The following is a 20805-nucleotide window of genomic DNA, read 5'->3' as shown; positions in this document are numbered from 1 at the left end:
GCCGCGAGGGCCGTCAGATGCGGGTGGCGGGCGGGTCGCTCGCGGGCTGCGGTGCGGGGGCCGCGTCCTGCGTCGGTGTCTCCAGGAGGCCGGGGCCGCGGGGGCCGACGCCCGCGGTGCCGACCGCCGTGAGGACCGCGAGCAGCGCCGCGAGGCCCGCCGTGCCGAGGGCCGCGGCCCAGTCGACGTCGAGCAGGCTCGTGGCGCCCGCCACCAGGACCGCGGCCAGTGCCTGCGCGAACGTCCGGATCGCGCGCTCGGCGGTGGCCTTCCAGAATCCGATGCTCCACATGACGTACTCCCCCGTTCGTGGTGCTCGCTCCTGGCATACCGCCGCCGGACCCCGCTGCCCAGACCTGCGGCGCGCCCCTCTTCGTTGCCTCGGGATACGATCTGGGCAGCCATGCACACGAACCCCACCTACACCAGCCTCGTCGCGGTCGGCGACTCCTTCACCGAGGGCATGTCGGATCTGCTGCCGGACGGTTCCTACCGCGGCTGGGCCGACCTCCTCGCCGGCCGGATGGCCGCGCGCACCTCCGACTTCCGGTACGCGAACCTCGCCGTACGCGGCAAGCTCATCCGCCAGATCGTCGACGAGCAGATCGACGCCGCGGCCGCCATGAAGGCGGACGTGGTGACCCTCGTCGGCGGCCTCAACGACACCCTGCGCCCCAAGTGCGACATGGTCCGCGTGCGCGATCTGCTGACCCGGTCGGTGGAGACGCTGGCCCCGTCGTGCGAGCAGCTCGTGCTGATGCGCAGCCCCGGCCGCAACGGCCCGGTGTTCCAACGCTTCCGCCCGCGCATGGAGGAGCTGTTCGCCTGCATCGACGACCTCGCCGAGAAGCACGGCGCCCTCGTCGTCGACCTGTACGGCGCGCCGGCCCTCGGCGACCAGCGCATGTGGGACGTGGACCGGCTCCACCTCACGGCGGAGGGCCACCGCCGGGTCGCCGAGGCGGTCTGGCAGGCGCTCGGCTACGAGGCCGAGTCCGACTGGCGCGCGGTGCTGCCGCCCAGCGCCCCGCCGAACTGGGTGACGCGCCGCGTCGCGGACGCCCGCTTCGCGAAGCAGCACCTCGGACCGTGGATCGGCCGCCGCCTCACGGGCCGCTCCTCCGGCGACGGCCGCGCCCCGAAGCGCGCGGAGCTGGCGCCGTACGAGGAGGACCGGCGGCCCTGACCGTTCGCGGGTCAGCCGCGCACGGTCGCGAGGAGCGCCCGCTCCTCGGGCTCAAGGGTCCGCGATCTTCGGCCGGTGCCTTGTCAACGTGCCGTCCGGCCGGTTTCCTTGGCGGCGGTACTCCGTGACCGGGTGGCCCCGGGGTCCGTCGCGATGCCGCCGTGCCAGGCCGCGGTCCGGTCCGGGACAGGCAAGGAGCGTGCCCATGAAGCCCCGCGTCCGCAGCGCCGCGCTGAGCGGCTACGTCCCCCTCGCCCGTTCCCTCGGCATCGTGCCGGAACCGCTGCTGCGCGAGGTGGGCCTGCGCCCCGCCGAACTCTCCGTGCAGGACCGGTGGATCCCCGGTCCCGCCGTGGCGCGGCTCCTCGAACTCTCGGCCGCCGCGGCGGGCCGCGAGGACTTCGGGCTGCTGCTCGCCGGACGGCGGCGCTTCGCGAACCTGGGCCCGATCAGCCTCGTCGCACGCGAGGAGCCGACGCTGCGCAGCGCGCTCGATCTGCTGATCCGTCATGAGGACGCGTACAACGAGATGCTGCACGGCCGGCTCGACGCCTCGCGGGGGCGGACTGTGCTGAAGGTGTGGCTGGAGCTGGGCGAGCCGGGGCCCGCGCGGCAGGCGACGGAGCTGGCCGTGGCCGTCTTCCACCACGTCGTCCGCGAGATCCTCGGCGAGCGCAGCCACCCGCACGCGGTCTGCTTCACGCACGCCGCGCCCGCCGGACTCGACTCCCACCGGCGGCTGTTCGGGTCCGCGGTGGAGTTCGGGCGCCCGTTCAACGGGCTGGTGCTGCACGCCCGCGATCTCGACGCGCCCAATCCGCACTCGGACCCGCTGCTGCACGCGTACGCCCGCCAGTACTTCGACTCGGTCACCGAGCCGCGCGGGGCCGAACTCGTCGACCAGGTGCGGGAGTTGATCGAGGCGTTGCTGCCGACGGGGCGGTGCTCCATCGAGGAGGTCGCGCACAGCCTCGGCGTGGACCGCAGGACCGTGCACCGGCATCTGGCGGCGGCCGGGCAGACCTTCTCGTCGCTGCTGGGCGCCACCCGCGCCCGCCTCGCCGAACACCTGGTGGCCAACCCGCACCAGCCGCTGACCGAGGTGTCCCTGCTGCTCGGTTTCTCCGCGCCCAGCGGTTTCTCGCGCTGGTTCCGCGACCAGTTCGGCTGCACGCCCAGGGCCTGGCGGGCCCGGCGCACCGGTGGCGCGACCCCTGTCCCCAAGTGACAAGTCGGCTGTCCCTTTCGGTTAAGCGGGTCCCGCAACACGTCCTTACCGTGGCGGTGGTACGCGAGAAACCGCATCGAAAGGGCGTGAAACCGTGCATTTTCACGATGACTCCCTCTACCCCGAGAACCAGCAGAAGCTGGTCGTCCAGGCGGCGCCGTACGGCCCCGAGTGGCTGCCCGGCGACGCCGACGATCTGCCGCTGACCATGGACGAGCACGTCCAGGCCGCCGTGGACTGCTACAACGCGGGCGCCACCGTCCTGCACATCCACGTACGCGAAGAGGACGGGCACGGCTCGAAGCGGCTGTCGATGTTCAACGAGCTGATGGGCCGACTGCGCCAGGCCGTGCCGGACATGGTGCTCCAGATCGGCGGCTCGAACTCCTTCGCGCCGGAGGACGAGGGCGGCGACGCGCAGTGGCTGAGCTACGACACGCGCCACATGCTGGCGGAGGTCTCCCCCGCGCCCGACCAGGTCACCATCGCGATCAACACCAACCAGATGAACATCGTCGAGCTCTTCGACGACGCCGACATCGAGGGCACCTCCATCGCCAAGCCGGGCTACCACACGGCGTACCGGGACATGGTGGTCGAGGCGGGGCCCGAGTTCTATCTGGAGCATCTGAAGCGGCTGCGGGCGAGCGGCATCCAGCCGCACTTCCAGCTCGCCCACCTGGCCCAGCTGGAGACGGTCGAGCGGCTCATCCGCAAGGGCGAGTACCAGGGCCCGCTCGTCCTCAACTACGTGGCGATAGGCGGCGGGTTCGCGGGCCGGCACCCCGCCGATCTGGTCGAGTTCATCCGCCGCGTACCGGACGGCGCCGTGCTCACCATCGAGGCGTCGATGCGCGCGGTCGCTCCCATGAACGCGGTCGGCATCGCGCTGGGCGCCCACGTCCGCGTCGGCAACGAGGACAACCTCTGGGGCCGCAAGGGCGAACGGATGTCGTCCGTGCGGCAGGTCGAGCAGATGGTGGCGATCGCCGACGCGGTCGGCCGCGAGGTGGCCTCCGGCCCCGAGGCGCGGGGGATCTACCGGCTCGGCGAGTGGTACGGCAGCACCGACGAGACCCTCGCGCAGCTCGGCATGGTGCCCAACCGCCGTCCCGGCCAGCGGGGTTCGATGCTGCGTTCCGTCGAGGCCGGGGGCAACCGCTGATGGCGTACGCGGTCCGCTTCCACGAGACCGGCGGGCCGGACGTGCTGCGCTGGGAGCAGGTCGCGGTGGGTGCGCCGGGTCCGGGCGAGGTCCGCGTCCGGCATCAGGCGGTCGGCCTGAACTTCGCCGACACCTACTTCCGCACCGGCCTGTACCCGGCGCCGCTGCCCGCGGGGCTCGGCGTCGAGGGCGCGGGCGTCGTTCTCGACGTCGGCCCGGACGTCACGGAGTTCGCGGCGGGCGACCGGGTCACGTACACGGGCAGTCCGCTGGGCGCGTACAGCACCGAGCGCGTGATGCCGACGGGGTCCCTCATCAGGCTGCCGGACGCGATCGGTTTCGACACCGCGGCCGCCATGACGATGCGCGGACTGACCTCCGCGTATCTGCTGCGCCGCATCCACCCGTTGAAGGCGGGCGACACGATCCTGCTGCACGCGGCGGCCGGAGGCGTCGGGCTGATCCTCACGCAGTGGGCGAAGCTGCTCGGCATCACCGTCATCGGCACGGTCTCCACGGAGGAGAAGGCGGCCGTCGCCCGCGCCCACGGCTGCGACCACACGATCCTGTACCGGCGCGAGAACGTCGCGGAGCGGGTCCGTGAACTCACCGGCGGGGAAGGCGTTCCGCTCGTCCTGGACAGCATCGGCAAGGACACGGTCGAGGCGTCGATGGCCTCGCTGCGCCGCCGCGGACTCCTGGTGTGCTTCGGCACCGCGTCCGGGGTGCCGCCCCTGGACGCCATGCGACTGGCCGTTCACGGCTCGCTGTTCGTGACCCGGCCCGCACTCGCCGACTACATCGCCGATCCGGCCGAACGGGCCGCACTGGCCGGGGAGTTGTTCGACCACGTGGCGGCCGGCCGGATCACGGTCCGGATCCCGCAGCGGTTCGCGCTGCCGGACGCGGTGGACGCGCACCGCGCCCTGGAGTCGGGCCGCACGACGGGCTCGTCCGTCTTCGTCCTCTGACCAAGGGAGTCCCGATGTCCGCAACCACCCGCACCTCCCTCACCGTCGAACCCCTGACCTGCACCCTCGGCGCCGAACTGCACGGGGTTCAGCTCGGCGCGGCGGCCCACGACGACGAGCTGTTCGCCGAGATCCGCCGGCTCCTGCTCCAGTACAAGGTGTTGTTCCTGCGCGACCAGGACCTGACGCGCGCCGAGCACGTCGCGTTCGCGTCCCGTTTCGGCCCGCTGGAGGACCACCCCGTGGCGGGCAGCGATCCCGAGCACCCCGGCCTCGTCCGCATCTACAAGGACCTCGACAGCCCGCCCGAGCACTACGAGAACGCCCTGCACTGCGACGCGACCTGGCGCGACCGCCCGCCCATGGGCGCGGTGCTGCGCTGCGTCGAGGGCCCGGCGGTCGGCGGCGACACGCTGTGGGTCGACATGGCCGAGGCGTACCGGCGGCTGCCCGACCGGGTGAAGCGGCGCATCGAGGGACTGCGCGCCCGGCACAGCATCGAGGCGACGTTCGGGGCGGTCATGCCGATGGCCGAGCGCCACGCGCTCAAGGAGCGCTTCCCCGACCCGGAGCACCCGGTGGTGCGCACCCATCCGGAGACCGGCGAGAAGATCCTCTTCGTCAACGCGTTCACCACGCACTTCGTGAACTACCACCGCCCCGAGAACGTGCGCTTCGGCCAGGACTACGCGCCCGGCGCGGCCGACCTGCTGCGCTACCTGATCGGTCAGGCCGCCGTCCCCGAGTACCAGGTCCGCTGGCGCTGGAGCCCGGACTCCGTCGCCATCTGGGACAACCGCTCCACCCAGCACTACGCCGTCCAGGACTACTGGCCCGCCGTGCGCCGCATGGAGCGCGCCGGCATCACCGGCGACCGACCCTTCTGATGACGGGGCCCGTGCTCGCGGCGGAGGCGGCGCAGGCCCCGCCGGCCGTGTCGCGTCGTTACGCGTGGCTGGTGTTCGCGCTGAGCTTCGCCCTGCTGCTGTCCGACTACATGTCGCGGCAGGTCCTGGGCGCCGTCTTCCCGATGCTCAAGTCCGAATGGCTGCTCTCCGACGGCCAGTTGGGCGCCCTGAGCAGTGTCGTGGCCCTCATGGTCGGCGTCCTGACCTTCCCGCTGTCCCTGCTCGCGGACCGCTGGGGACGGGTGCGCATCCTCGTCGCGGCCGCCGCGGTGTGGAGCCTGGCGACGCTGGGCTGCGCCGTCGCGGCGAGCTACGGCGAGATGTTCGTGGCCCGCTTCGTGGTCGGCGTCGGTGAGGCGGCGTACGGCAGTGTCGGCATCGCGGTCGTCCTCAGCGTGTTCCCCGTGGGGCTGCGGGCGACGCTGGCCGGTGCGTTCATGGCCGGAGGTTCGTTCGGCTCCGTGCTCGGTGTCTCGGTCGGCGGCGTGGTCGCGCAGGCGCACGGCTGGCGCTGGGCGTTCGGCGTGATGGGCCTGTACGGGCTCGTGCTGGCGGTCGTCTACGGGCTGGTCGTCAAGGAGCGCAGGCTCGGGACCACCGGGCAGCGGTCGCGGCGCGGCCACCGCCCGCCGATCCGCCCCCAACTCCCCCATCTGTTCAACTCGGTGTCCGTGGTCTGCGCCTACATCGGCAGCGGCCTGCAGATGTTCCTGGCGATGGCGCTGCTGACGTGGATGCCCAGCTACCTGGACCGGGCCTACGGTCTGCCGACGGACAAGGCGGGCCTGGCGGCGGGGGTGTTCGCCCTCATCGGCGGGATCGGAATGATCGTGTGCGGCGCCGTCGCCGACCGGCTCGGCCGCGGCGCCGGGATCCGCAACTGGACCGTCGCGATCGTGTGCAGTGTCGGCTCCCTGACGCTGCTCAGCTGCGGGTTCCTGCTGCCGACCGGACCGGCGCAGCTCGCGCTCGTCGGTCTCGGCACGCTGCTCGCGGGTGGCACGTCCGGTCCCGCTGCGGCCATGGTGGCGAGCCTGACGCCCGCCGCCATCGCCGCCACGGCGCTGGCCACGCTCACCCTCGCCAACAGCCTCATCGGCCTGGCGCCGGGCCCCGCCCTGACCGGCGTCCTGGCCGACCACCTGGGCCTGGGCGGGGCGCTGCGCGTGATCCCGCTGGTGGCGCTCCTGGGCGCCACGGCCTTCGCCATCGGCAGACGCTCGTACGAGAAGGACCTGCGTCGACTGACCCCTCTGGAGCCCTCGGCATGAACGCCCACGAGCCACCCACCGTGGTGATCGTCCCGGGCCTGCGGGACCACGTCCCCGGACACTGGCAGACCCACCTCGCGCGCGAACTCCCGCGTTCGCGCACCGTCGCACCGCTGGAACGGGACCGCCTCAGCCGCCGCGCCCAGGTCGCCGCGCTGCACAGGGCCGTGGAGGACACACCCGCACCGGTCCTCCTGGTGGCCCACAGCGCGGGCGTCCTCACCGCGGTCCACTGGGCGCGGCGGTACGGCGACCGGGTCGTGGGCGCGCTGCTGGCCGCCCCGCCGGACTTCGACTCCGGCCTGCCGGACGGGTACCCGACCCGTCAGGAACCGCGCGAGCACGGCTGGTCACCGGTGCCGCGCGAACGCCTGCCGTTCCCCAGCATCGTCGCGGCGAGCAGGAACGACCCGCTGGCGTCCTACGACCAGGTGTCCTCCCTGGCCGCGTACTGGGGCAGCCGTCTGGTGGACCTGGGCGCGGTCGGGCACCTCAACCCGGCTTCCGGGTACGGGCGCTGGCCGCGGGCGACGGCCTTGCTGAGCGAACTCGGCGTGACGCACCGGACCTTCGCCGGGGGCGGCGCGAGCCCGTCCGCGTAGACGCCGTGGCACGGGTCAGGCGCCCTCGGGGAGCGGGGCCGCCGGGCTGACGAGGCCGGCCGCGCGCAGGTCGGTCCAGAAGGCGGCCGGGATCTTTTCGGCGAGGGCGGCGGTGTCCTCGGCGATCCGGCTGGGACGTGTGGCGCCGGGGATGACGGCGGCGGAGGCCGGGTGGGCCAGGGAGAACTGAAGGGCGGCGGACTTGATACCGATGCCGTGCTTCTCCGTGAGCGCCTTCAGCCTGCCGACGCGCTCGATGATCCCGGCGGGCGCCTCCTGGTACTCGAAGTGGCTGCCGCCGGCGAGGATGCCGGAGCTGTAGGGGCCGCCCGCGACCATGTCGACGCCCTGCTCCTCGGCCATGGGGAGCAGCCGTGTGAGGGCGTGCTCGTGGTCGAGGAGCGTGTAGCGGCCGGCGAGGAGGAAGCCGTCGGGCTGCGGCTCGTCGAGGGCGAGGGTCAGCTCGATGGGCTCGGTCTTGTTGACGCCGAGGCCCCAGGCCTTGATGACGCCCTCGTCGCGCAGCCGGGACAGCACGCGGAACGCGCCGGTGCGGGCCTCCTCGAACTTCCGGATCCAGTCGTCGCCGTGGAAGTCCTGGGCGATGTCGTGGACCCAGACGATGTCGAGGCGGTCGGTGCCGAGGCGCTTCAGGCTGCCCTCGATGGAGCGCTCGGTGGCGTCGGCGGTCCACTCGTGGAGGATCCTGTTCGGGTTGCCGTGCTCGAACAGGCCGCCCTTCTCGCCGAAGTCGGGGACGTCGGTCTCGTGCTCGTCGAGGATGACGCGGCCGACCTTGCTGGAGAGCACGTAGGAGTCGCGCGGCTTGGTCGCCAGGACCTCGCCGAGGCGTTCCTCGGCGAGCCCGGCGCCGTAGAAGGGGGCGGTGTCGAAGTAGCGGATGCCGTGGTCCCAGGCCGCCTCGACGGTGGCGCGGGCCTCGTCGTCGGGGATCGCGCGGAACATGTTGCCGAGGGGTGCGGTGCCGAAACCGAGCGTGCCGGGGAGGAGGGACCTGATGCCCATGGAGATGCTTCCTTGCCTTGGTGCCGTACGTGCGCGGCCGCCGGGGATTTCTGCTGATTTCTCCGGCTCCGCGCCTCTTGCTCCTCCGAGGTTAGGATCGACCGGTAAGACTGTCCAAGACTTGCTTGGACATACTTGAGTCCCCCGAGGTCCCACATGCTTGACCTGCGACAACTGCGCTATTTCGTGGCCGTGGCCGAGGAGGAGCACGTCGGCCGGGCCGCCGAGCGGCTGCACATCTCGCAGTCCCCGCTGAGCCGGCAGATCGCGCAGCTGGAGAAGAACCTGGGCCTGACCCTGTTCGAGCGCAGCCAGCAGCGCATCCGGCTCACCTCCGACGGCCGCGTCTTCCTCACCGAGGCGACGGCCCTGCTGCGGCACGCCGCCCGCCTGGAGAACCTCGGCCGCCGCCTCGGCCGCGGCGAGGAGGGCGGCCTGTGCGTCGGCTACGTCGGCGACGCCATGCACACCGGCCTGCTGCCCAGCGCCCTGCGCACCCTCAACGAGGAGCGGCCGGGCATCCACGTGGCGCTCTACGACATGACCGCACACGAGCAGTTCGAGGGCCTGCGCCAGCGCAGCCTGGACATCGCCCTCGCCCCCGAGGCGCCGCCCGAGGACGACCCGGACCTGCGCACCGCCCTGCTCCTGGAGGACCCGCTGCTGCTCGCCGTCCCGGCCTCCCATCCGCTGGCGGAGGCGGCCGAGGTGCGGCCCGAGGACCTCGACGGCCTGCCGTGGATCGCGGTCGAGGACGGGCAGGACCACGTCTGGCGGGACGACTTCGTCGCGGCGTGCGCCGCCGCCGGGTTCACCCCGGACATCCGTTTCGAGGCGCCGGAACCACTGACGGCGGTGGGCCTGGTGGCGTCGGGGCTCGGCATGGCGTTCGTCCAGCGGAGCATGCTGCCCGGCCGTACGACCGGGATCGGCGTGCGTGAACTGCCCTGGTTCCGGCGGTCCGTTCGGCTGTGGGCGACGTGGCACCGGGTGGACCTGAGGCCGGTCGTCGCGTCGTTCCGCACGACGGTGCTGGCCGCCGGGGCGGAGGACTCCGGCGCGTGACGCCGGCCTCTCCGCCGCACGCGTCTGACCTGTAGGTTCCTACATTCGGACGACGGTTCGGAGCCTGTAGGGACGCCCGGTAAACTCCGTACACGTGACTGCGCCTGCAAAGCCCCGTATCCCGAATGTCCTCGCCGGCCGCTATGCCTCCGTCGAGCTCGCCACCCTCTGGTCCCCGGAGGAGAAGGTGAAGCTGGAGCGGCAGCTCTGGCTCGCCGTGCTGAAGGCCCAGAAGGACCTCGGGATCGACGTCCCGGACGCCGCCATCGCCGACTACGAGCGCGTGCTCGACCAGGTCGACCTGGGCTCCATCGCCGAGCGCGAGAAGGTCACGCGCCACGACGTGAAGGCCCGCATCGAGGAGTTCAACGCGCTCGCCGGGCACGAGCAGGTCCACAAGGGCATGACGTCCCGCGACCTGACGGAGAACGTCGAGCAGCTCCAGGTACGGCTCTCCCTGGAGCTGGTCCGGGACCGCGCCGTCGCCGTCCTCGCACGCCTCGGCAAGCTGTCGGGCGAGTACGGGGAGCTGGTCATGGCCGGCCGCTCGCACAACGTCGCCGCGCAGGCCACCACCCTCGGCAAGCGCTTCGCGACCGCGACCGACGAGCTGCTCGTCGCGTTCGGCCGCGTCGAGGAGCTGCTGAACCGCTACCCGCTGCGCGGCATCAAGGGCCCGGTCGGCACTGCGCAGGACATGCTCGACCTGCTCGGCGGCGACGCCGACAAGCTGGCCGACCTGGAGCAGCGGATCGCCCGGCACCTGGGCTTCTCGCAGGCGTTCACCTCCGTCGGCCAGGTCTACCCGCGCTCGCTCGACTACGAGGTCGTGACCTCGCTGGTGCAGCTGGCCGCGGCGCCCTCCTCGCTCGCGAAGACGATCCGTCTGATGGCCGGGCACGAGCTGGTGACCGAGGGCTTCAAGCCGGGCCAGGTCGGCTCGTCCGCGATGCCGCACAAGATGAACACCCGCTCCTGCGAGCGCGTCAACGGCCTCATGGTGATCCTGCGCGGCTACGCGTCGATGACCGGCGAGCTGGCGGGCGACCAGTGGAACGAGGGCGACGTGTCCTGCTCCGTGGTCCGCCGTGTGGCGCTGCCGGACGCGTTCTTCGCGCTGGACGGTCTGCTGGAGACGTTCCTCACCGTCCTCGACGAGTTCGGCGCGTTCCCGGCCGTCGTCGCCCGTGAGCTGGACCGCTACCTGCCGTTCCTCGCCACCACGAAGGTGCTCATGGCGTCGGTGCGCGCGGGCGTCGGCCGCGAGGAGGCCCACGAGGCGATCAAGGAGAACGCGGTGGCGTCGGCCCTCGCGATGCGCGAGCAGGGCGCCGAGCGCAACGAGCTGCTCGACAAGCTGGCCGCCGACTCCCGCATCCCGCTGGACCGTGCCGGGCTCGACGAGCTGATGGCGGACAAGCTGTCGTTCACGGGCGCCGCCGCCGGTCAGGTCGCGCAGCTCGTGGGCCGCGTCGAGGAGATCGTCAAGCAGCACCCGGAGGCCGCCGGTTACACGCCGGGGGCGATCCTCTGACGCGCCTCACCGCCGCGGACCTGGAGGCCGCTCGTGACCGTCTGGTTCCGGACGTCGTCGCGAGCGGCCTTCGGGTTCTGTTCTGCGGCATCAACCCGGGCCTGATGACGGCCGCGACCGGTCACCACTTCGCCCGCCCCGGCAACCGCTTCTGGCCGGTCCTCCACCTCTCCGGCTTCACGCCCCGGCAGCTCAAGCCGTCCGAGCAGCAGGAACTCCTCTCGTACGGGCTCGGCATCACCAACGTCGTCGCGCGCGCCACGGCGCGGGCGGACGAGCTGAGCGCACAGGAGTACCGCGAGGGCGGGCGCCTGCTGGAGGAGAAGGTCGCGCTGCTGCGCCCGCGCTGGCTCGCCGTGGTGGGTGTGACGGCGTACCGCTCGGCCTTCGGTGAGCCCAAGGCGCGGATCGGCCCGCAGGAGCGGACCGTCGGCGGGGCCCGGGTGTGGGCGCTGCCCAACCCCAGTGGGCTGAACGCGCATTGGACGGCGGCGACCATGGCGGAGGAGTTCGGACGCCTCCGCGAGGCCGCCGCCGACGCCTAGGTTCAGGTCACGGCTTGCGGGCCACGGCGCCGTACTGGGCGACCTGCTCGGCCTCGTCGTCGCGCCAGCGGGCGCACGAGACGAGGCCGGGCTCGACGAGGTCCAGGCCGTCGAGGAACGCGGCGATCTCGGCGCCCGAGCGGGCGGTGATCGGGGGCTTGGCGTTCTCGTTCCAGAACGCCATGGCCTCCGTGTTGCCCTCGCCGCCCAGTTCGAGGGTGGGATGGGTGAGGACGACGTAGCTGCCGGAGGGGATCGCGTCGATGAGGCTGCGCACGATGGACGTGGCCTCCTCCGTGTCGAGCACGAAGTTCAGGATGCCCAGCAGCATGACCGCGACGGGCTGCTCGAAGTCGAGGGTCTCGGAGGCCGCCTCGACGATCGCGCGCGGGTTGCGGGCGTCCGCGTCGACGTAGTTGGTGCGGCCCTCGGCGGAGCTGGTGAGCAGGGCGCGGGCGTGGGTGAGCACGATCGGGTCGTTGTCGACGTACACGACGCGCGCGTCCGGCGCGATGCGCTGCGCGACCTCGTGCGTGTTGTCGACGGTCGGCAGGCCGGTGCCGATGTCGAGGAACTGGCGGATGCCCGCCTCACCGGCGAGGTGGGAGACGGCGCGGCCGAGGAAGGCGCGGTCGGCGCGGGCGACCTCGCCGATGCTCGGGTACATGGACGTCACCATGTCGCCGACCTTCTCGTCCACCTCGTAGTGGTCCTTGCCGCCCAGCCAGTAGTTCCACACGCGCGCGTTGTGCGCGACGTGGCTGGAGATCCGCCCCTCCGGCTGGTTCCCGTCGGTGTCCGTCATGCGATCTCCCTCGTCCGTGGCCGGGTACTCCTCAAGATCCCATAGTGGCACGGGAGTTCGACCGGCCGCTCCACCGACCCTCGCCCTACGCGTCCCTAGGTGTCCCTGCGCCGCACCGTCCACCATCCGGCGACCACCGCGGCCGCCGCCCACAGCGCCGTCACGGCGAGCCCGCCCCACGGGCCGAGGGAGCCCTCGGCGTGCTGGCGCAGGACCTGCTGGCCCGCGCGGTCGGGCAGGTAGTCCGCGGCCGATCCGGCGACGTCACCGACCACGAACGACACGATCAGCAGGAACGGGACGAGGATGCTGAGCACGGCCACCGCGCTGCGCAGCACCGCCGTGAGCCCCGCCGCGAACAGCGCCATCAGCGCGAGGTAGACCCCGCCGCCGACGCAGGCCCGCACCGCTCCCGGATCGCCGAGACCGAGCGTGTACGGGCCCATGAACGCCTGGCCGACGAGGAACGCGGCGAAGCTCGTCAGCAGGCCGACGGCGAGGCCGCAGCCGCCGATGACCGCCATTTTCGCGCCGTAGAAGAGGGTCCTGTTCGGGACGGCGGACAGGGAGACGCGCAGCGCCCCGTTGAGGTACTCGGAGGAGACGGCGGTGGCGCCGAAGGCGAGGGCGGCGATCTGCCCGAAGTTGAGGGCGTAGAAGGCTCCGAAGAGGAGGTCGCCGCCGTCGTCGGCCTCGGCCTGGCCGATCGTCGCGAAGGCGAGGGTGGTGACGGCCAGCGTGGCGACGAACACGGCGAGCAGCGAGCCGAAGCTGCCGCGCAGCGATCTGATCTTGATCCACTCGGCACGCAGTACGGCGGTGGGGGCGGTCGTGGCGGTCATCGGTCAGGCCTCCTGGAGGGGCGTCGCGGCGAACTCGGTGTCGTGCGCGGTGAGGGCGAGGTAGGCCTGCTCCAACGAGGCCTGTTCGTCGGCGAGTTCGAGGACGGGAACGCCCTCGGCGGCCGCCAGGGCACCCACGTCGGCGGCGGTGACGCCCTCCACGTCCAGGCGGCCGTCGTCGGCGAGCGTCACCGTGTGCCCCGCGCGGACGAGGGCGGTGCGCAGCCGGGCGGGGTCCGTGGAGCGCGCCCGGACGCGGCGGGCGCTGTGCGCGGCGATGAAGTCGGGCATGGAGGTGTCGGCGAGGAGCCGGCCGCGGCCGAGGACGACGAGATGGTCGGCGAAGGTCGCGGTCTCGTTCATGAGGTGACTGGAGACAAGCACCGTGCGTCCCGCGCGCGCGAGGTCGCGCATCAACTCCCGGATCCAGATGATGCCTTCGGGGTCGAGCCCGTTCGACGGCTCGTCGAGCAGCACCACCTCGGGGTCGCCGAGCAGCGCCGCCGCGATGCCGAGGCGCTGGCGCATGCCGAGCGAGAACGTCTTGACGCGCTTGTTCGCCACGGCGGCGATCCCGGCCTGTTCCAGCACCTCGTCGACGCGCGCGGCCGGGATCCGGTTGCTCGCGGCGAGCGCCCGCAGATGGTCGCGGGCCGAGCGGGAGCCGTGCGCCGCCTGCGCGTCGAGCAGGGCGCCCACCACGCGCAGCGGTTCGCCGTACGCGGCGTAGGGGCGGCCGCCGATGAGCACGGCGCCGGAGGTGGGGCGGTCGAGGCCGAGGGCGAGGCGCATCGTGGTGGACTTGCCGGCGCCGTTAGGGCCGAGGAAGCCGGTGACGCGGCCCGGTTCGACCCGGAAGGTGAGCCGGTCCACGGCGCGGGTCGTCCCGTATTCCTTGGTGAGGTCCTGGACGTCGATGGTGGTCATGGCCTCAGCCTCGCGGGCGGGCAGGGGTACGGTCCTCCCCCGGCGGTGGGCATCGTCTCCCCCGCGCGGGGGAGCCGGGTGCGGAGGGGCGGCTGGCACGATGACGGCATGCCCCGCCTCTGGAGACCGCTCGCGCGTGCGGTCACGTACACGCGCTGGTTGCACCTGCTGTGCGCGTCGGTCATCGCCTTCGCGTGCGCCTCGGTGTACCCGGGGCTCACCCGGCCCGACGTCGGGACCTGGCTCCTGATCTACGCGGTTCCGGTGCCGCTCCTCGTGGTGGCCGGTCTCGTGCCCGTGATGCGGCGGGCCGAGGGGTTGCAGGCGCGGCTGATGCTGTTTCCGGGCGGGCACGCGCGCGTGGCGGGGAGCGACGCGGCGCACGGTGTCTCCGTGGCGCCGTCGGCGTCCTGGAGCGACCGGGGCCGTACGTCGGTGTGGCTGGTGCTGCGCCTCGTTCTCGGGCTGAGCACGGCGCTGTTCTCCAGCCAGTGCATGGCGCTGGCCCTGGAGCTGGCGGGCGCGGCGATGGGTGAGCGGACCGGTTCGGTCTCCGTCGTCCCGGTCGGTCTCACCGGGTGGTGGTGCGCGGCGCTGATCCCGTTCGCCCTGGTGGCGATGGTGTACGGGGTGGCGGGCGCGGGCTGGGCGATGGCCCGGCTGGCGCCGGTGCTGCTCGGGCCGTCGGCGGCCGAGCGGCTCGCCGCGTTGGAGGAGCGCACCGAGCAGCTCCTGGAGCGCAACCGCATCGCCCGCGAGCTGCACGACTCCATCGGCCACGCCCTGACCGTCGCCGTCGTGCAGGCGGGCGCGGCGCGGGCGGCGGGCGATCCGGCGTTCACGGAGCGGGCGCTGGGCGCCATCGAGGAGACGGGGCGGGCGGCGCTCGACGACCTGGAGCGGGTCCTGGTGGTGCTGCGGGAGCCGGAGCGGCCCGCGAGCACCCGGCCGACGCTCCAGGACGCGGACCGGCTGCTGGACTCGGCGCGGGCGGCGGGCACGAAGGTGGACGTGGAGGTGTCGGGTCCGCTGGACACGGTCCCGGGCCCCGTCTCCCGCGAGGGCTACCGCATCCTCCAGGAGGCGCTCACGAACGTGCTGCGGCACTGCGGCACCGTGCCGGTCGCCGTGACCCTCCGCGTCGCGGACGGGCGCCTCGTCCTGGAGGTGCGCAACGAGCTGCCCGCGGGGCGCCCGGCCGGTACCGCCGGTACGGGCAGCGGGCTGCGGGGCGTCCGGGAACGCGCGGCGTTGCTGGGCGGGCACGCGCGGACCGGGCCCCTGGGGGACGAGTGGCAGGTGCACGTCGAACTGCCGGTGGGGTGATCCAGGGCCTGTTGTTCGGATCAGGCCCTAAGCTGACGGCGTGCCGCTCACTGTCCTCCTCGTCGACGACGAACCGCTGGTCCGCGCCGGGCTGCGCGCGGTGCTGGAAGCGCAGCCGGACATCACGGTGGTGGGCGAGGCCGCGGACGGCGCGGCCGTCGTCCCGCTCGTCCGCGAACTGCGGCCCGACGTCGTCGCCATGGACGTCCGCATGCCGCTCCTCGACGGCATCGAGGCCACGCGCGCGGTACTGCGCGGCGCCGACCGGCCGCCGAAGATCCTCGTGATCACCACGTTCGAGAACGACGAGTACGTGTACGGGGCGCTGCGCGCGGGCGCGGACGGCTTCCTGCTGAAGCGGGCCCGGCCCGAGGAGATCGTGCACGCGGTCCGTCTCGTCGCGGCGGGCGAGTCGCTGCTGTTTCCCGCGGCGGTCCGCAAACTGGCGGCGGAGTACGGGAGTTCACCGGCCCGCGCGGCCCTGGAGCGGGCGGCGCTGACCGAGCGCGAGGGGCAGGTGCTGCGGCTGATGGCGCGCGGCCTGTCGAACGCGGAGATCGCGGCGGATCTCGTCGTCGGCACCGAGACGGTGAAGTCGCACGTGAGCGCGGTCCTGACGAAGCTGGGCGCGCGGGACCGGACGCAGGCCGTGATCGCGGCGTACGAGTCGGGGTTCGTGGCGCCCGGTTGACGGCGCGATGCCTGGTTGACGGCGTTGTGCCCGGCTGAGCGGGCCCCGGCGCAGAAGTGCACCCGACTCTCGCCGGTGTCGGTGGCTGCGGGTACCATCCGGCGAACACGTGCGACCTGGGAGGACGACGGTGGGGCGGCTGACCGGCGGGGATCCCTCTCTGCTCAGGCGGATCAACTCCGCGGTGGTGCTGCACGCGCTGCGCTCCACCGATTTCGCGACCCTCACCGAGGTCACCGGTGTCACGGGGCTGTCGCGGCCGACCGTGGAGGGCGTCGTCGAGGGGCTCATCGAGGCCGGGCTCGTCGTGGAGACCACGGTGGAGGAGCCGGGCGCGCGGCGGCAGGGCCGGCCCGCGCGCAAGTTCCGGTTCCGGGCGGAGGCGGGGCATCTGCTCGGCCTGGAGATCGGCGCGCACCGGGTGTCGGCGGTGCTCTCCGCGCTCGACGGCCGAGTGCTCGGTTCGGCGTCCAAGGAGGTCTGCGAGACCGCGCCCGCGGACGAGCGGCTGGAGCGGATGCGCGCGGCCGTCGCCGATCTGCTGCGCCGCCAGGGGGTGGCGCGCGACTCGCTGCGGGCCGTCGGGGTGGCCAGCCCGGGGATCATGGACGCCGATGGGACGGTGCGGCTGGGGACGGCGCTGCCGGGGTGGACCGGGCTGCCGCTCGGCGAGCGGTTGCGCCGGTCCTTCAAGTGCCCGGTGCTCGTGGAGAACGACGCGAACACGGCGGCCGTGGCCGAGCACTGGATGGGCGCCGGGGTGGACACCGACGACATGGTGTTCGTGCTGGCCGGGCTGAGCCCCGGTGCGGGCGCCCTCATCGGCGGCCGGCTGCACCGGGGGTACGGGGGCGCGGCCGGGGAGATCGGGGCGCTGCATCTGCTGGGGCGGGAGGTGCGGCCCGAGGCGTTGCTGTCCACGACGGACGAGCCGCTGCATCCGCTGGACGAGCGCGCCGTGGCGAAGGTGTTCGCGCTGGCGCGGGAGGGGGACGACCGGGCGTCCGCCGCGTTCGAGCGGTTCTTGCAGCGGTTGGTGCACGATGTCGCCGCGTTGGTGCTGGCGCTGGATCCGGAGCTGGTGGTCGTCGGGGGGTGGGCGGCCGGGCTCGACGGGGTGCTGGAGCCGTTGCGGCGGGAGCTGGAGCGGTATTGCCTGCGGCCGCCGCGGGTGGCGTTGTCGGTGTTGGGGGAGGCTGCCGTGGCCACGGGGGCGTTGCGGCTGGCGCTGGATCATGTGGAGGAGCGGTTGTTTGCGACCGAGAGTACGGTGACGGCTCGCCGCTGATTCCGGGTTCCCCGGTCGACCGGATCGTTGCGGTCACCCGGTGGTGCGGTGCGCGGTTCCTCGCGCCCCTGTAGGTGACAGTCGACCGTCAGCCCTCGCGTCACCCGGCGGTGCGGTGCGCGGTTCCTCGCGCCCCTGTAAGTGACGGCCGACCGTCAGCCCTCGCGTCACCCGGTGTGCGGTGCGCGGTTCCTCGCGCCCCTGTAGGGGGCGGTCGACCGTCAGGCCTCGCGTCACCCGGTGTGCGGTGCGCGGTTCCTCGCGCCCCTGGGGGTGGGGTCAGGAGGCCCTTGAGTGAGGGGTGTGGTGGATTTCGACGGAGGCGGTGTCGCCGAAGGTGAGGCGGCAGGTGTCCGCGCGGTAGGTGGCCACGGAGACCGCGGCGGTCGCGCCGTGGGCGAAGTAGCGGGTGGTGACCACGAGGACGGGGGCGCCGGGGAGGCGGTCCAGTTCCTTGGCGTCGTCGGCGCGGGCCGAGCCCAGCTCGACCGCGCGGTCCTCGCCGTCGAGGCCGAGGCGCTGAAGTTCGCGCACGACCGCACGCGCGCGTGCCGCGCCGGACAGGCCGTCGATGGCGGCCGGCTCGGGGGCCGAGGAGACGGGGACGTACAGCAGCTCGGCGGCGACCGGCTGGCCGTGCGAGACCCGGGTGCGGCGCAGCACGTGCACCTCGGTGTCCGCGGCCAGCTCCAGCGCTGCGGCGACCGCGCTCGGCGGCACCTCGAAGGCGGAGTCGACGGCCTGCCACGCGTCGTCGCTGCCACCGGGCCAGTCCTGCGCGTTCGACGCGACGGCGACGCCCATGCGGGGCGGGGCGACCGTGGTGCCCACGCCGCGGCGGCGCTGGAGGCGGCCCTCCAGTTCCAGCTGCTCCAGGGCCTGCCGGAGCGTGGCGCGGGCGACGCCGAAGCGGGCCGCCAGGTCACGTTCGTTCGGCAGGATCTCGCCCACCGCGAACTCGGAGTCGAGCGCCTCGCTGAGCACGGTCCTCAGGTGCCAGTACTTCGGCTCCGGAGCCGCTTCCAACTGCGTGGTCCCCACCCTGTCCTCCGCAACGGCCGCGCCCTGGCAGGTTTTTATCGGCCTTGTTTATTAAAGGTTCCTGCCTTATCCCTGCGAGAGTAGGACCGCTCTCGGAACTTGGTCAATACCAATCACCCTCCGGGAACGCGTGAGGCCCGCCCCCGTCGGCGTGACGGGGGCGGGCCCAGGGCGGTGCGAAGGCAGTGTCGGCTAGCCGAGCGATCCCAGCTTGTCCGGGTTGCGCACGATGTAGATCTGCTGGATCCGGCCTTCGTGGAGGCCGAGTTGGATGACGGAGTCCGGCTTGCCGTTCGCGGAGACGAGCACACCGAGGGTGCCGTTGAACTCCACGAGGCGGAGTTCGAAGCCGCCGCCCTCCATGCCCTGGCGGGTGGCGCCCTCCACGAACCGGCCCACCTTGTCCGCGGACTCGATGACCCGCAGCGGCGCCCTCGCCTTGCCGCCGCTGTCGCCGACGAGCCGGGCGTCCGGAGCGAGCAGGTCCATCAGCCCGCCGAGGTCGCCCTCGGTCGCGGCGGCGAGGAACCGCTCGGTGAGGTCGCGCTGCTGCGCCGGGTCGACGTCGAAGCGCGGGCGGCGCTCGTCGACGTGCTTGCGGGCACGGGCGGCGAGCTGCCGCACGGCGGCCTCGCCCCGGTCGAGGGTCCCGGCGATCTCCGCGTACGAGAGTCCGAACGCCTCGCGCAGCACGAACACGGCGCGTTCCAGCGGGGAGAGGGACTCCAGGACGACGAGGACGGCGAGGGAGACGGAGTCGGCGAGGACGGCCTGCTCCGCGGTGTCGGGCACCCGCGGCCCGAAGTCGGTGACGAGCGGTTCGGGCAGCCAGGGCCCCACGTAGGACTCGCGGCGCGCCTGGGCCTGCCGCAGGCGGTCGATCGCGAGCCGGGTCGTGACGCGCACCAGGTAGGCGCGTGGTTCGCGCACCTCGGCCCGCTCGGCGCGGGACCAGCGCAGCCAGGCGTCCTGCACCACGTCCTCGGCGTCGGCGACACGGCCGAGCATGCGGTAGGCGACGCCCATCAGTACGGGGCGGTGCTCTTCGAAGTCATCGATCTCTGTGTCGGTGGCCACCCGTTCATCCCATAGGACGCGCCGCGCGCTGTCCAGCGGGCGCTCCACTACTTCTGCTACGCCCCTTGAACTGCGCGCTACTGGGCGGTAATTGTTGCTGACAAGGTGTCTAAGGAACCGTCGTGGCGAGGCGGGGAACAGGGAGCGAACGACATGGCGACAGAGGCGTCCTTCAGCATCGAGAGCGCCGGAGGAACCCGCACGGTGCGCCTGGCGTACGAGCGCGCGGGCGCGGGCGAACCGCTGCTCCTGCTGCACGGGATCGGGCACCACTGGGAGGCCTGGCAGCCGGTGCTGCCGATCCTCGCGACGGAACGCGACGTGATCGCGGTGGACCTGCCGGGGTTCGGGAAGTCGCCCGCGCTGCCGGAGGGGCTCGCGTACGGGCTGGAGAGCGTGGTGCCGGTCCTCGACGCGTTCTGCCGTCACCTCGGCGTCGACAGGCCGCACGTGGCGGGGAACTCGCTGGGCGGGCTGCTCGCCCTCGACCTCGCCCGCGCGCGGCGCGTGCGGTCCGTCACGGCGCTCTCCCCCGCCGGGTTCTGGACCGAGGCCGAGCGCCGGTACGCGTTCGGCACGCTGCTCGCGATGCGGGCCGGGGCACGGGCCATGCCGCTGCCGATGATCGAGCGCCTGTCGCGCTCCGCGCCGGGGCGGGCGGCGCTCACCAGCACCATCTACGCCCGGCCCGGCCGCCGTTCACCGGACGCGGTCGTCGCCGAGACGCTGGCGCTGCGGGAGGCGACCGGGTTCAGGCAGACCCTCGACGCGGGCCGGGCGGTGCTGTTCCACGACGACATCCAGGACCTTCCGGTCACGATCGCGTGGGGCGACCGGGACCGCATCCTGGTGCGCCGCCAGGGCATCCGCGCCAAGCACGTCATCCCGCAGGCCCGCCTGGTCAAGCTCCCCGGCTGCGGCCACGTCCCGATGAACGACGACCCGGCGCTCGTCGCGCGGGTGATCCTCGACGGCAGCCGCTGAGGCGCGCCGCCGGCCGAACACCCCGGAGCCCAGGGCCACTCCGGCGCCGACGAGCGCGCTGCCGACGCCCTGGGCGACGCCGTACGTGCCCGATCCCACGAGCGGCGCGGTGGCGGCCGCCGCGACGGGGATGAGGCCGGAGAACAGCGTGGCCCGCTCCGCGCCGATCCGCTGGATGCCCATGTACCAGCAGACGAAGCCGACGACCGTGACGACCGCGGCCTGCCACACCAGGGCCGCGCACTCGGTGCCGTCCGGGACGCGCAGCCAGGACGCGCCGTCCACGACGAGCCCGGCGACGGCCGCCTCCAGCGCGGCGATCC

Annotated in this window: 21 protein-coding genes; 14 read left to right on the top strand and 7 right to left on the bottom strand. The window is 73.1% G+C overall.

The window, feature by feature from the left end:
• Positions 1-13 precede the first annotated feature (13 nt).
• Positions 14-292 carry a holin gene (locus tag ACYBSK_RS12605; RefSeq protein WP_460246100.1) on the bottom strand — a complete coding sequence of 93 codons (279 nt, stop codon included), beginning with the start codon at positions 290-292 and terminating at the stop codon, positions 14-16.
• 111 nt (positions 293-403) lie between these two features.
• On the opposite strand from ACYBSK_RS12605, the gene ACYBSK_RS12600 reads away from it, so the two are divergent.
• From ACYBSK_RS12600 to ACYBSK_RS12570, 7 genes are all read left to right on the top strand, one after another.
• Positions 404-1186: an SGNH/GDSL hydrolase family protein gene (locus ACYBSK_RS12600; RefSeq protein WP_457477001.1), complete on the top strand. Its 783-nt coding sequence runs from the start codon at positions 404-406 to the stop codon at positions 1184-1186.
• 205 nt (positions 1187-1391) lie between these two features.
• Positions 1392-2414, top strand: a complete 1023-nt coding sequence (locus ACYBSK_RS12595) for an AraC family transcriptional regulator (RefSeq protein WP_460246099.1) — start codon at positions 1392-1394, stop codon at positions 2412-2414.
• A 94-nt stretch (positions 2415-2508) separates the two neighbouring features.
• On the top strand, positions 2509-3579 hold the full coding sequence (locus ACYBSK_RS12590) for a beta-keto acid cleavage family enzyme (protein WP_460246098.1): 1071 nt from the start codon (positions 2509-2511) through the stop codon (positions 3577-3579).
• A complete protein-coding gene (locus tag ACYBSK_RS12585; RefSeq protein ID WP_457476998.1) occupies positions 3579-4550 on the top strand; it encodes a quinone oxidoreductase family protein in 972 nt (323 codons plus the stop codon). Before ACYBSK_RS12590 ends, ACYBSK_RS12585 begins: the two co-directional genes overlap by 1 nt.
• A gap of 14 nt (positions 4551-4564) precedes the next feature.
• Entirely contained in the window at positions 4565-5437 is an 873-nt protein-coding gene (locus ACYBSK_RS12580; protein WP_460246097.1) for a TauD/TfdA dioxygenase family protein, read from the top strand.
• Positions 5437-6729, top strand: a complete 1293-nt coding sequence (locus tag ACYBSK_RS12575; RefSeq protein ID WP_460246096.1) for an MFS transporter — start codon at positions 5437-5439, stop codon at positions 6727-6729. Before ACYBSK_RS12580 ends, ACYBSK_RS12575 begins: the two co-directional genes overlap by 1 nt.
• Positions 6726-7331, top strand: a complete 606-nt coding sequence (locus tag ACYBSK_RS12570; RefSeq protein WP_460246095.1) for an RBBP9/YdeN family alpha/beta hydrolase — start codon at positions 6726-6728, stop codon at positions 7329-7331. The genes ACYBSK_RS12575 and ACYBSK_RS12570 overlap by 4 nt, the downstream gene beginning before the upstream one ends.
• Positions 7332-7346: 15 nt before the next feature.
• Here ACYBSK_RS12570 and ACYBSK_RS12565 read toward each other — a convergent pair whose 3' ends face one another.
• Positions 7347-8357 carry an aldo/keto reductase gene (locus ACYBSK_RS12565; RefSeq protein ID WP_460246094.1) on the bottom strand — a complete coding sequence of 337 codons (1011 nt, stop codon included), beginning with the start codon at positions 8355-8357 and terminating at the stop codon, positions 7347-7349.
• 156 nt (positions 8358-8513) lie between these two features.
• On the opposite strand from ACYBSK_RS12565, the gene ACYBSK_RS12560 reads away from it, so the two are divergent.
• The 3 genes from ACYBSK_RS12560 (at position 8514) to mug (ending at position 11501) form a co-directional block, all read left to right on the top strand.
• Entirely contained in the window at positions 8514-9422 is a 909-nt protein-coding gene (locus ACYBSK_RS12560; protein ID WP_460246093.1) for a LysR substrate-binding domain-containing protein, read from the top strand.
• Positions 9423-9516: 94 nt separating this feature from the next.
• Positions 9517-10956 (top strand): adenylosuccinate lyase, encoded by a 1440-nt coding sequence (gene purB, locus ACYBSK_RS12555; RefSeq protein WP_460246092.1) that lies wholly within the window; start codon positions 9517-9519, stop codon positions 10954-10956.
• Positions 10953-11501 carry a G/U mismatch-specific DNA glycosylase gene (gene mug / locus ACYBSK_RS12550; RefSeq protein ID WP_457481724.1) on the top strand — a complete coding sequence of 183 codons (549 nt, stop codon included), beginning with the start codon at positions 10953-10955 and terminating at the stop codon, positions 11499-11501. The genes purB and mug overlap by 4 nt, the downstream gene beginning before the upstream one ends.
• A gap of 7 nt (positions 11502-11508) precedes the next feature.
• Here mug and ACYBSK_RS12545 read toward each other — a convergent pair whose 3' ends face one another.
• The 3 genes from ACYBSK_RS12545 to ACYBSK_RS12535 all read right to left on the bottom strand — a co-directional run bounded on the left by ACYBSK_RS12545 (position 11509) and on the right by ACYBSK_RS12535 (position 14075).
• Positions 11509-12306, bottom strand: a complete 798-nt coding sequence (locus ACYBSK_RS12545) for an SAM-dependent methyltransferase (protein ID WP_460246091.1) — start codon at positions 12304-12306, stop codon at positions 11509-11511.
• Between the two features lie 95 nt (positions 12307-12401).
• The gene (locus ACYBSK_RS12540) at positions 12402-13148 is read right to left on the bottom strand and encodes an ABC transporter permease (protein ID WP_460246090.1); all 747 of its coding nucleotides are present in this window, start codon (positions 13146-13148) and stop codon (positions 12402-12404) included.
• A 3-nt stretch (positions 13149-13151) separates the two neighbouring features.
• Complete coding sequence (locus tag ACYBSK_RS12535) at positions 13152-14075, bottom strand: ATP-binding cassette domain-containing protein (protein ID WP_460246089.1); 924 nt, start codon at positions 14073-14075, stop codon at positions 13152-13154.
• A gap of 108 nt (positions 14076-14183) precedes the next feature.
• Here ACYBSK_RS12535 and ACYBSK_RS12530 point away from each other — a divergent pair, with 108 nt between their 5' ends.
• The 3 genes from ACYBSK_RS12530 to ACYBSK_RS12520 all read left to right on the top strand — a co-directional run bounded on the left by ACYBSK_RS12530 (position 14184) and on the right by ACYBSK_RS12520 (position 17380).
• Complete coding sequence (locus ACYBSK_RS12530) at positions 14184-15401, top strand: sensor histidine kinase (RefSeq protein ID WP_460246088.1); 1218 nt, start codon at positions 14184-14186, stop codon at positions 15399-15401.
• 40 nt (positions 15402-15441) lie between these two features.
• Positions 15442-16092, top strand: coding sequence for a response regulator (locus tag ACYBSK_RS12525; RefSeq protein WP_457476987.1), 651 nt, complete (start codon positions 15442-15444; stop codon positions 16090-16092).
• Positions 16093-16222: 130 nt separating this feature from the next.
• A complete protein-coding gene (locus ACYBSK_RS12520) occupies positions 16223-17380 on the top strand; it encodes an ROK family protein (RefSeq protein ID WP_457476986.1) in 1158 nt (385 codons plus the stop codon).
• A 279-nt stretch (positions 17381-17659) separates the two neighbouring features.
• On the opposite strand, the gene ACYBSK_RS12515 is transcribed toward ACYBSK_RS12520, so the two are convergent.
• Both ACYBSK_RS12515 and sigJ read right to left on the bottom strand, forming a co-directional pair.
• Complete coding sequence (locus tag ACYBSK_RS12515) at positions 17660-18421, bottom strand: GntR family transcriptional regulator (RefSeq protein WP_457476985.1); 762 nt, start codon at positions 18419-18421, stop codon at positions 17660-17662.
• Between the two features lie 192 nt (positions 18422-18613).
• Positions 18614-19498 carry an RNA polymerase sigma factor SigJ gene (gene sigJ, locus ACYBSK_RS12510; RefSeq protein WP_457476984.1) on the bottom strand — a complete coding sequence of 295 codons (885 nt, stop codon included), beginning with the start codon at positions 19496-19498 and terminating at the stop codon, positions 18614-18616.
• Positions 19499-19651: 153 nt separating this feature from the next.
• On the opposite strand from sigJ, the gene ACYBSK_RS12505 reads away from it, so the two are divergent.
• The gene (locus tag ACYBSK_RS12505; RefSeq protein ID WP_460246087.1) at positions 19652-20482 is read left to right on the top strand and encodes an alpha/beta fold hydrolase; all 831 of its coding nucleotides are present in this window, start codon (positions 19652-19654) and stop codon (positions 20480-20482) included.
• The last annotated feature ends 323 nt before the right edge of the window (positions 20483-20805 follow it).

This window comes from Streptomyces sp. BYX5S (genome assembly GCF_054724165.1).
Note: the sequence above shows the minus strand (reverse complement) of the source record. Positions and strands in the feature narration are given on the sequence as shown.

Coding starts and splice junctions, on each gene's coding strand:
- ACYBSK_RS12580 (WP_460246097.1), top strand. CDS start 4,565: ATGTCCGCAACCACCCGCACCTCCCTCACCGTCGAACCCCTGACCTGC.
- ACYBSK_RS12530 (WP_460246088.1), top strand. CDS start 14,184: ATGCCCCGCCTCTGGAGACCGCTCGCGCGTGCGGTCACGTACACGCGC.
- ACYBSK_RS12545 (WP_460246091.1), bottom strand. CDS start 12,306: ATGACGGACACCGACGGGAACCAGCCGGAGGGGCGGATCTCCAGCCAC.
- ACYBSK_RS12605 (WP_460246100.1), bottom strand. CDS start 292: ATGTGGAGCATCGGATTCTGGAAGGCCACCGCCGAGCGCGCGATCCGG.
- ACYBSK_RS12585 (WP_457476998.1), top strand. CDS start 3,579: ATGGCGTACGCGGTCCGCTTCCACGAGACCGGCGGGCCGGACGTGCTG.
- ACYBSK_RS12560 (WP_460246093.1), top strand. CDS start 8,514: ATGCTTGACCTGCGACAACTGCGCTATTTCGTGGCCGTGGCCGAGGAG.
- ACYBSK_RS12535 (WP_460246089.1), bottom strand. CDS start 14,075: ATGACCACCATCGACGTCCAGGACCTCACCAAGGAATACGGGACGACC.
- ACYBSK_RS12565 (WP_460246094.1), bottom strand. CDS start 8,357: ATGGGCATCAGGTCCCTCCTCCCCGGCACGCTCGGTTTCGGCACCGCA.
- ACYBSK_RS12540 (WP_460246090.1), bottom strand. CDS start 13,148: ATGACCGCCACGACCGCCCCCACCGCCGTACTGCGTGCCGAGTGGATC.
- ACYBSK_RS12575 (WP_460246096.1), top strand. CDS start 5,437: ATGACGGGGCCCGTGCTCGCGGCGGAGGCGGCGCAGGCCCCGCCGGCC.
- ACYBSK_RS12600 (WP_457477001.1), top strand. CDS start 404: ATGCACACGAACCCCACCTACACCAGCCTCGTCGCGGTCGGCGACTCC.
- ACYBSK_RS12505 (WP_460246087.1), top strand. CDS start 19,652: ATGGCGACAGAGGCGTCCTTCAGCATCGAGAGCGCCGGAGGAACCCGC.
- ACYBSK_RS12570 (WP_460246095.1), top strand. CDS start 6,726: ATGAACGCCCACGAGCCACCCACCGTGGTGATCGTCCCGGGCCTGCGG.
- ACYBSK_RS12595 (WP_460246099.1), top strand. CDS start 1,392: ATGAAGCCCCGCGTCCGCAGCGCCGCGCTGAGCGGCTACGTCCCCCTC.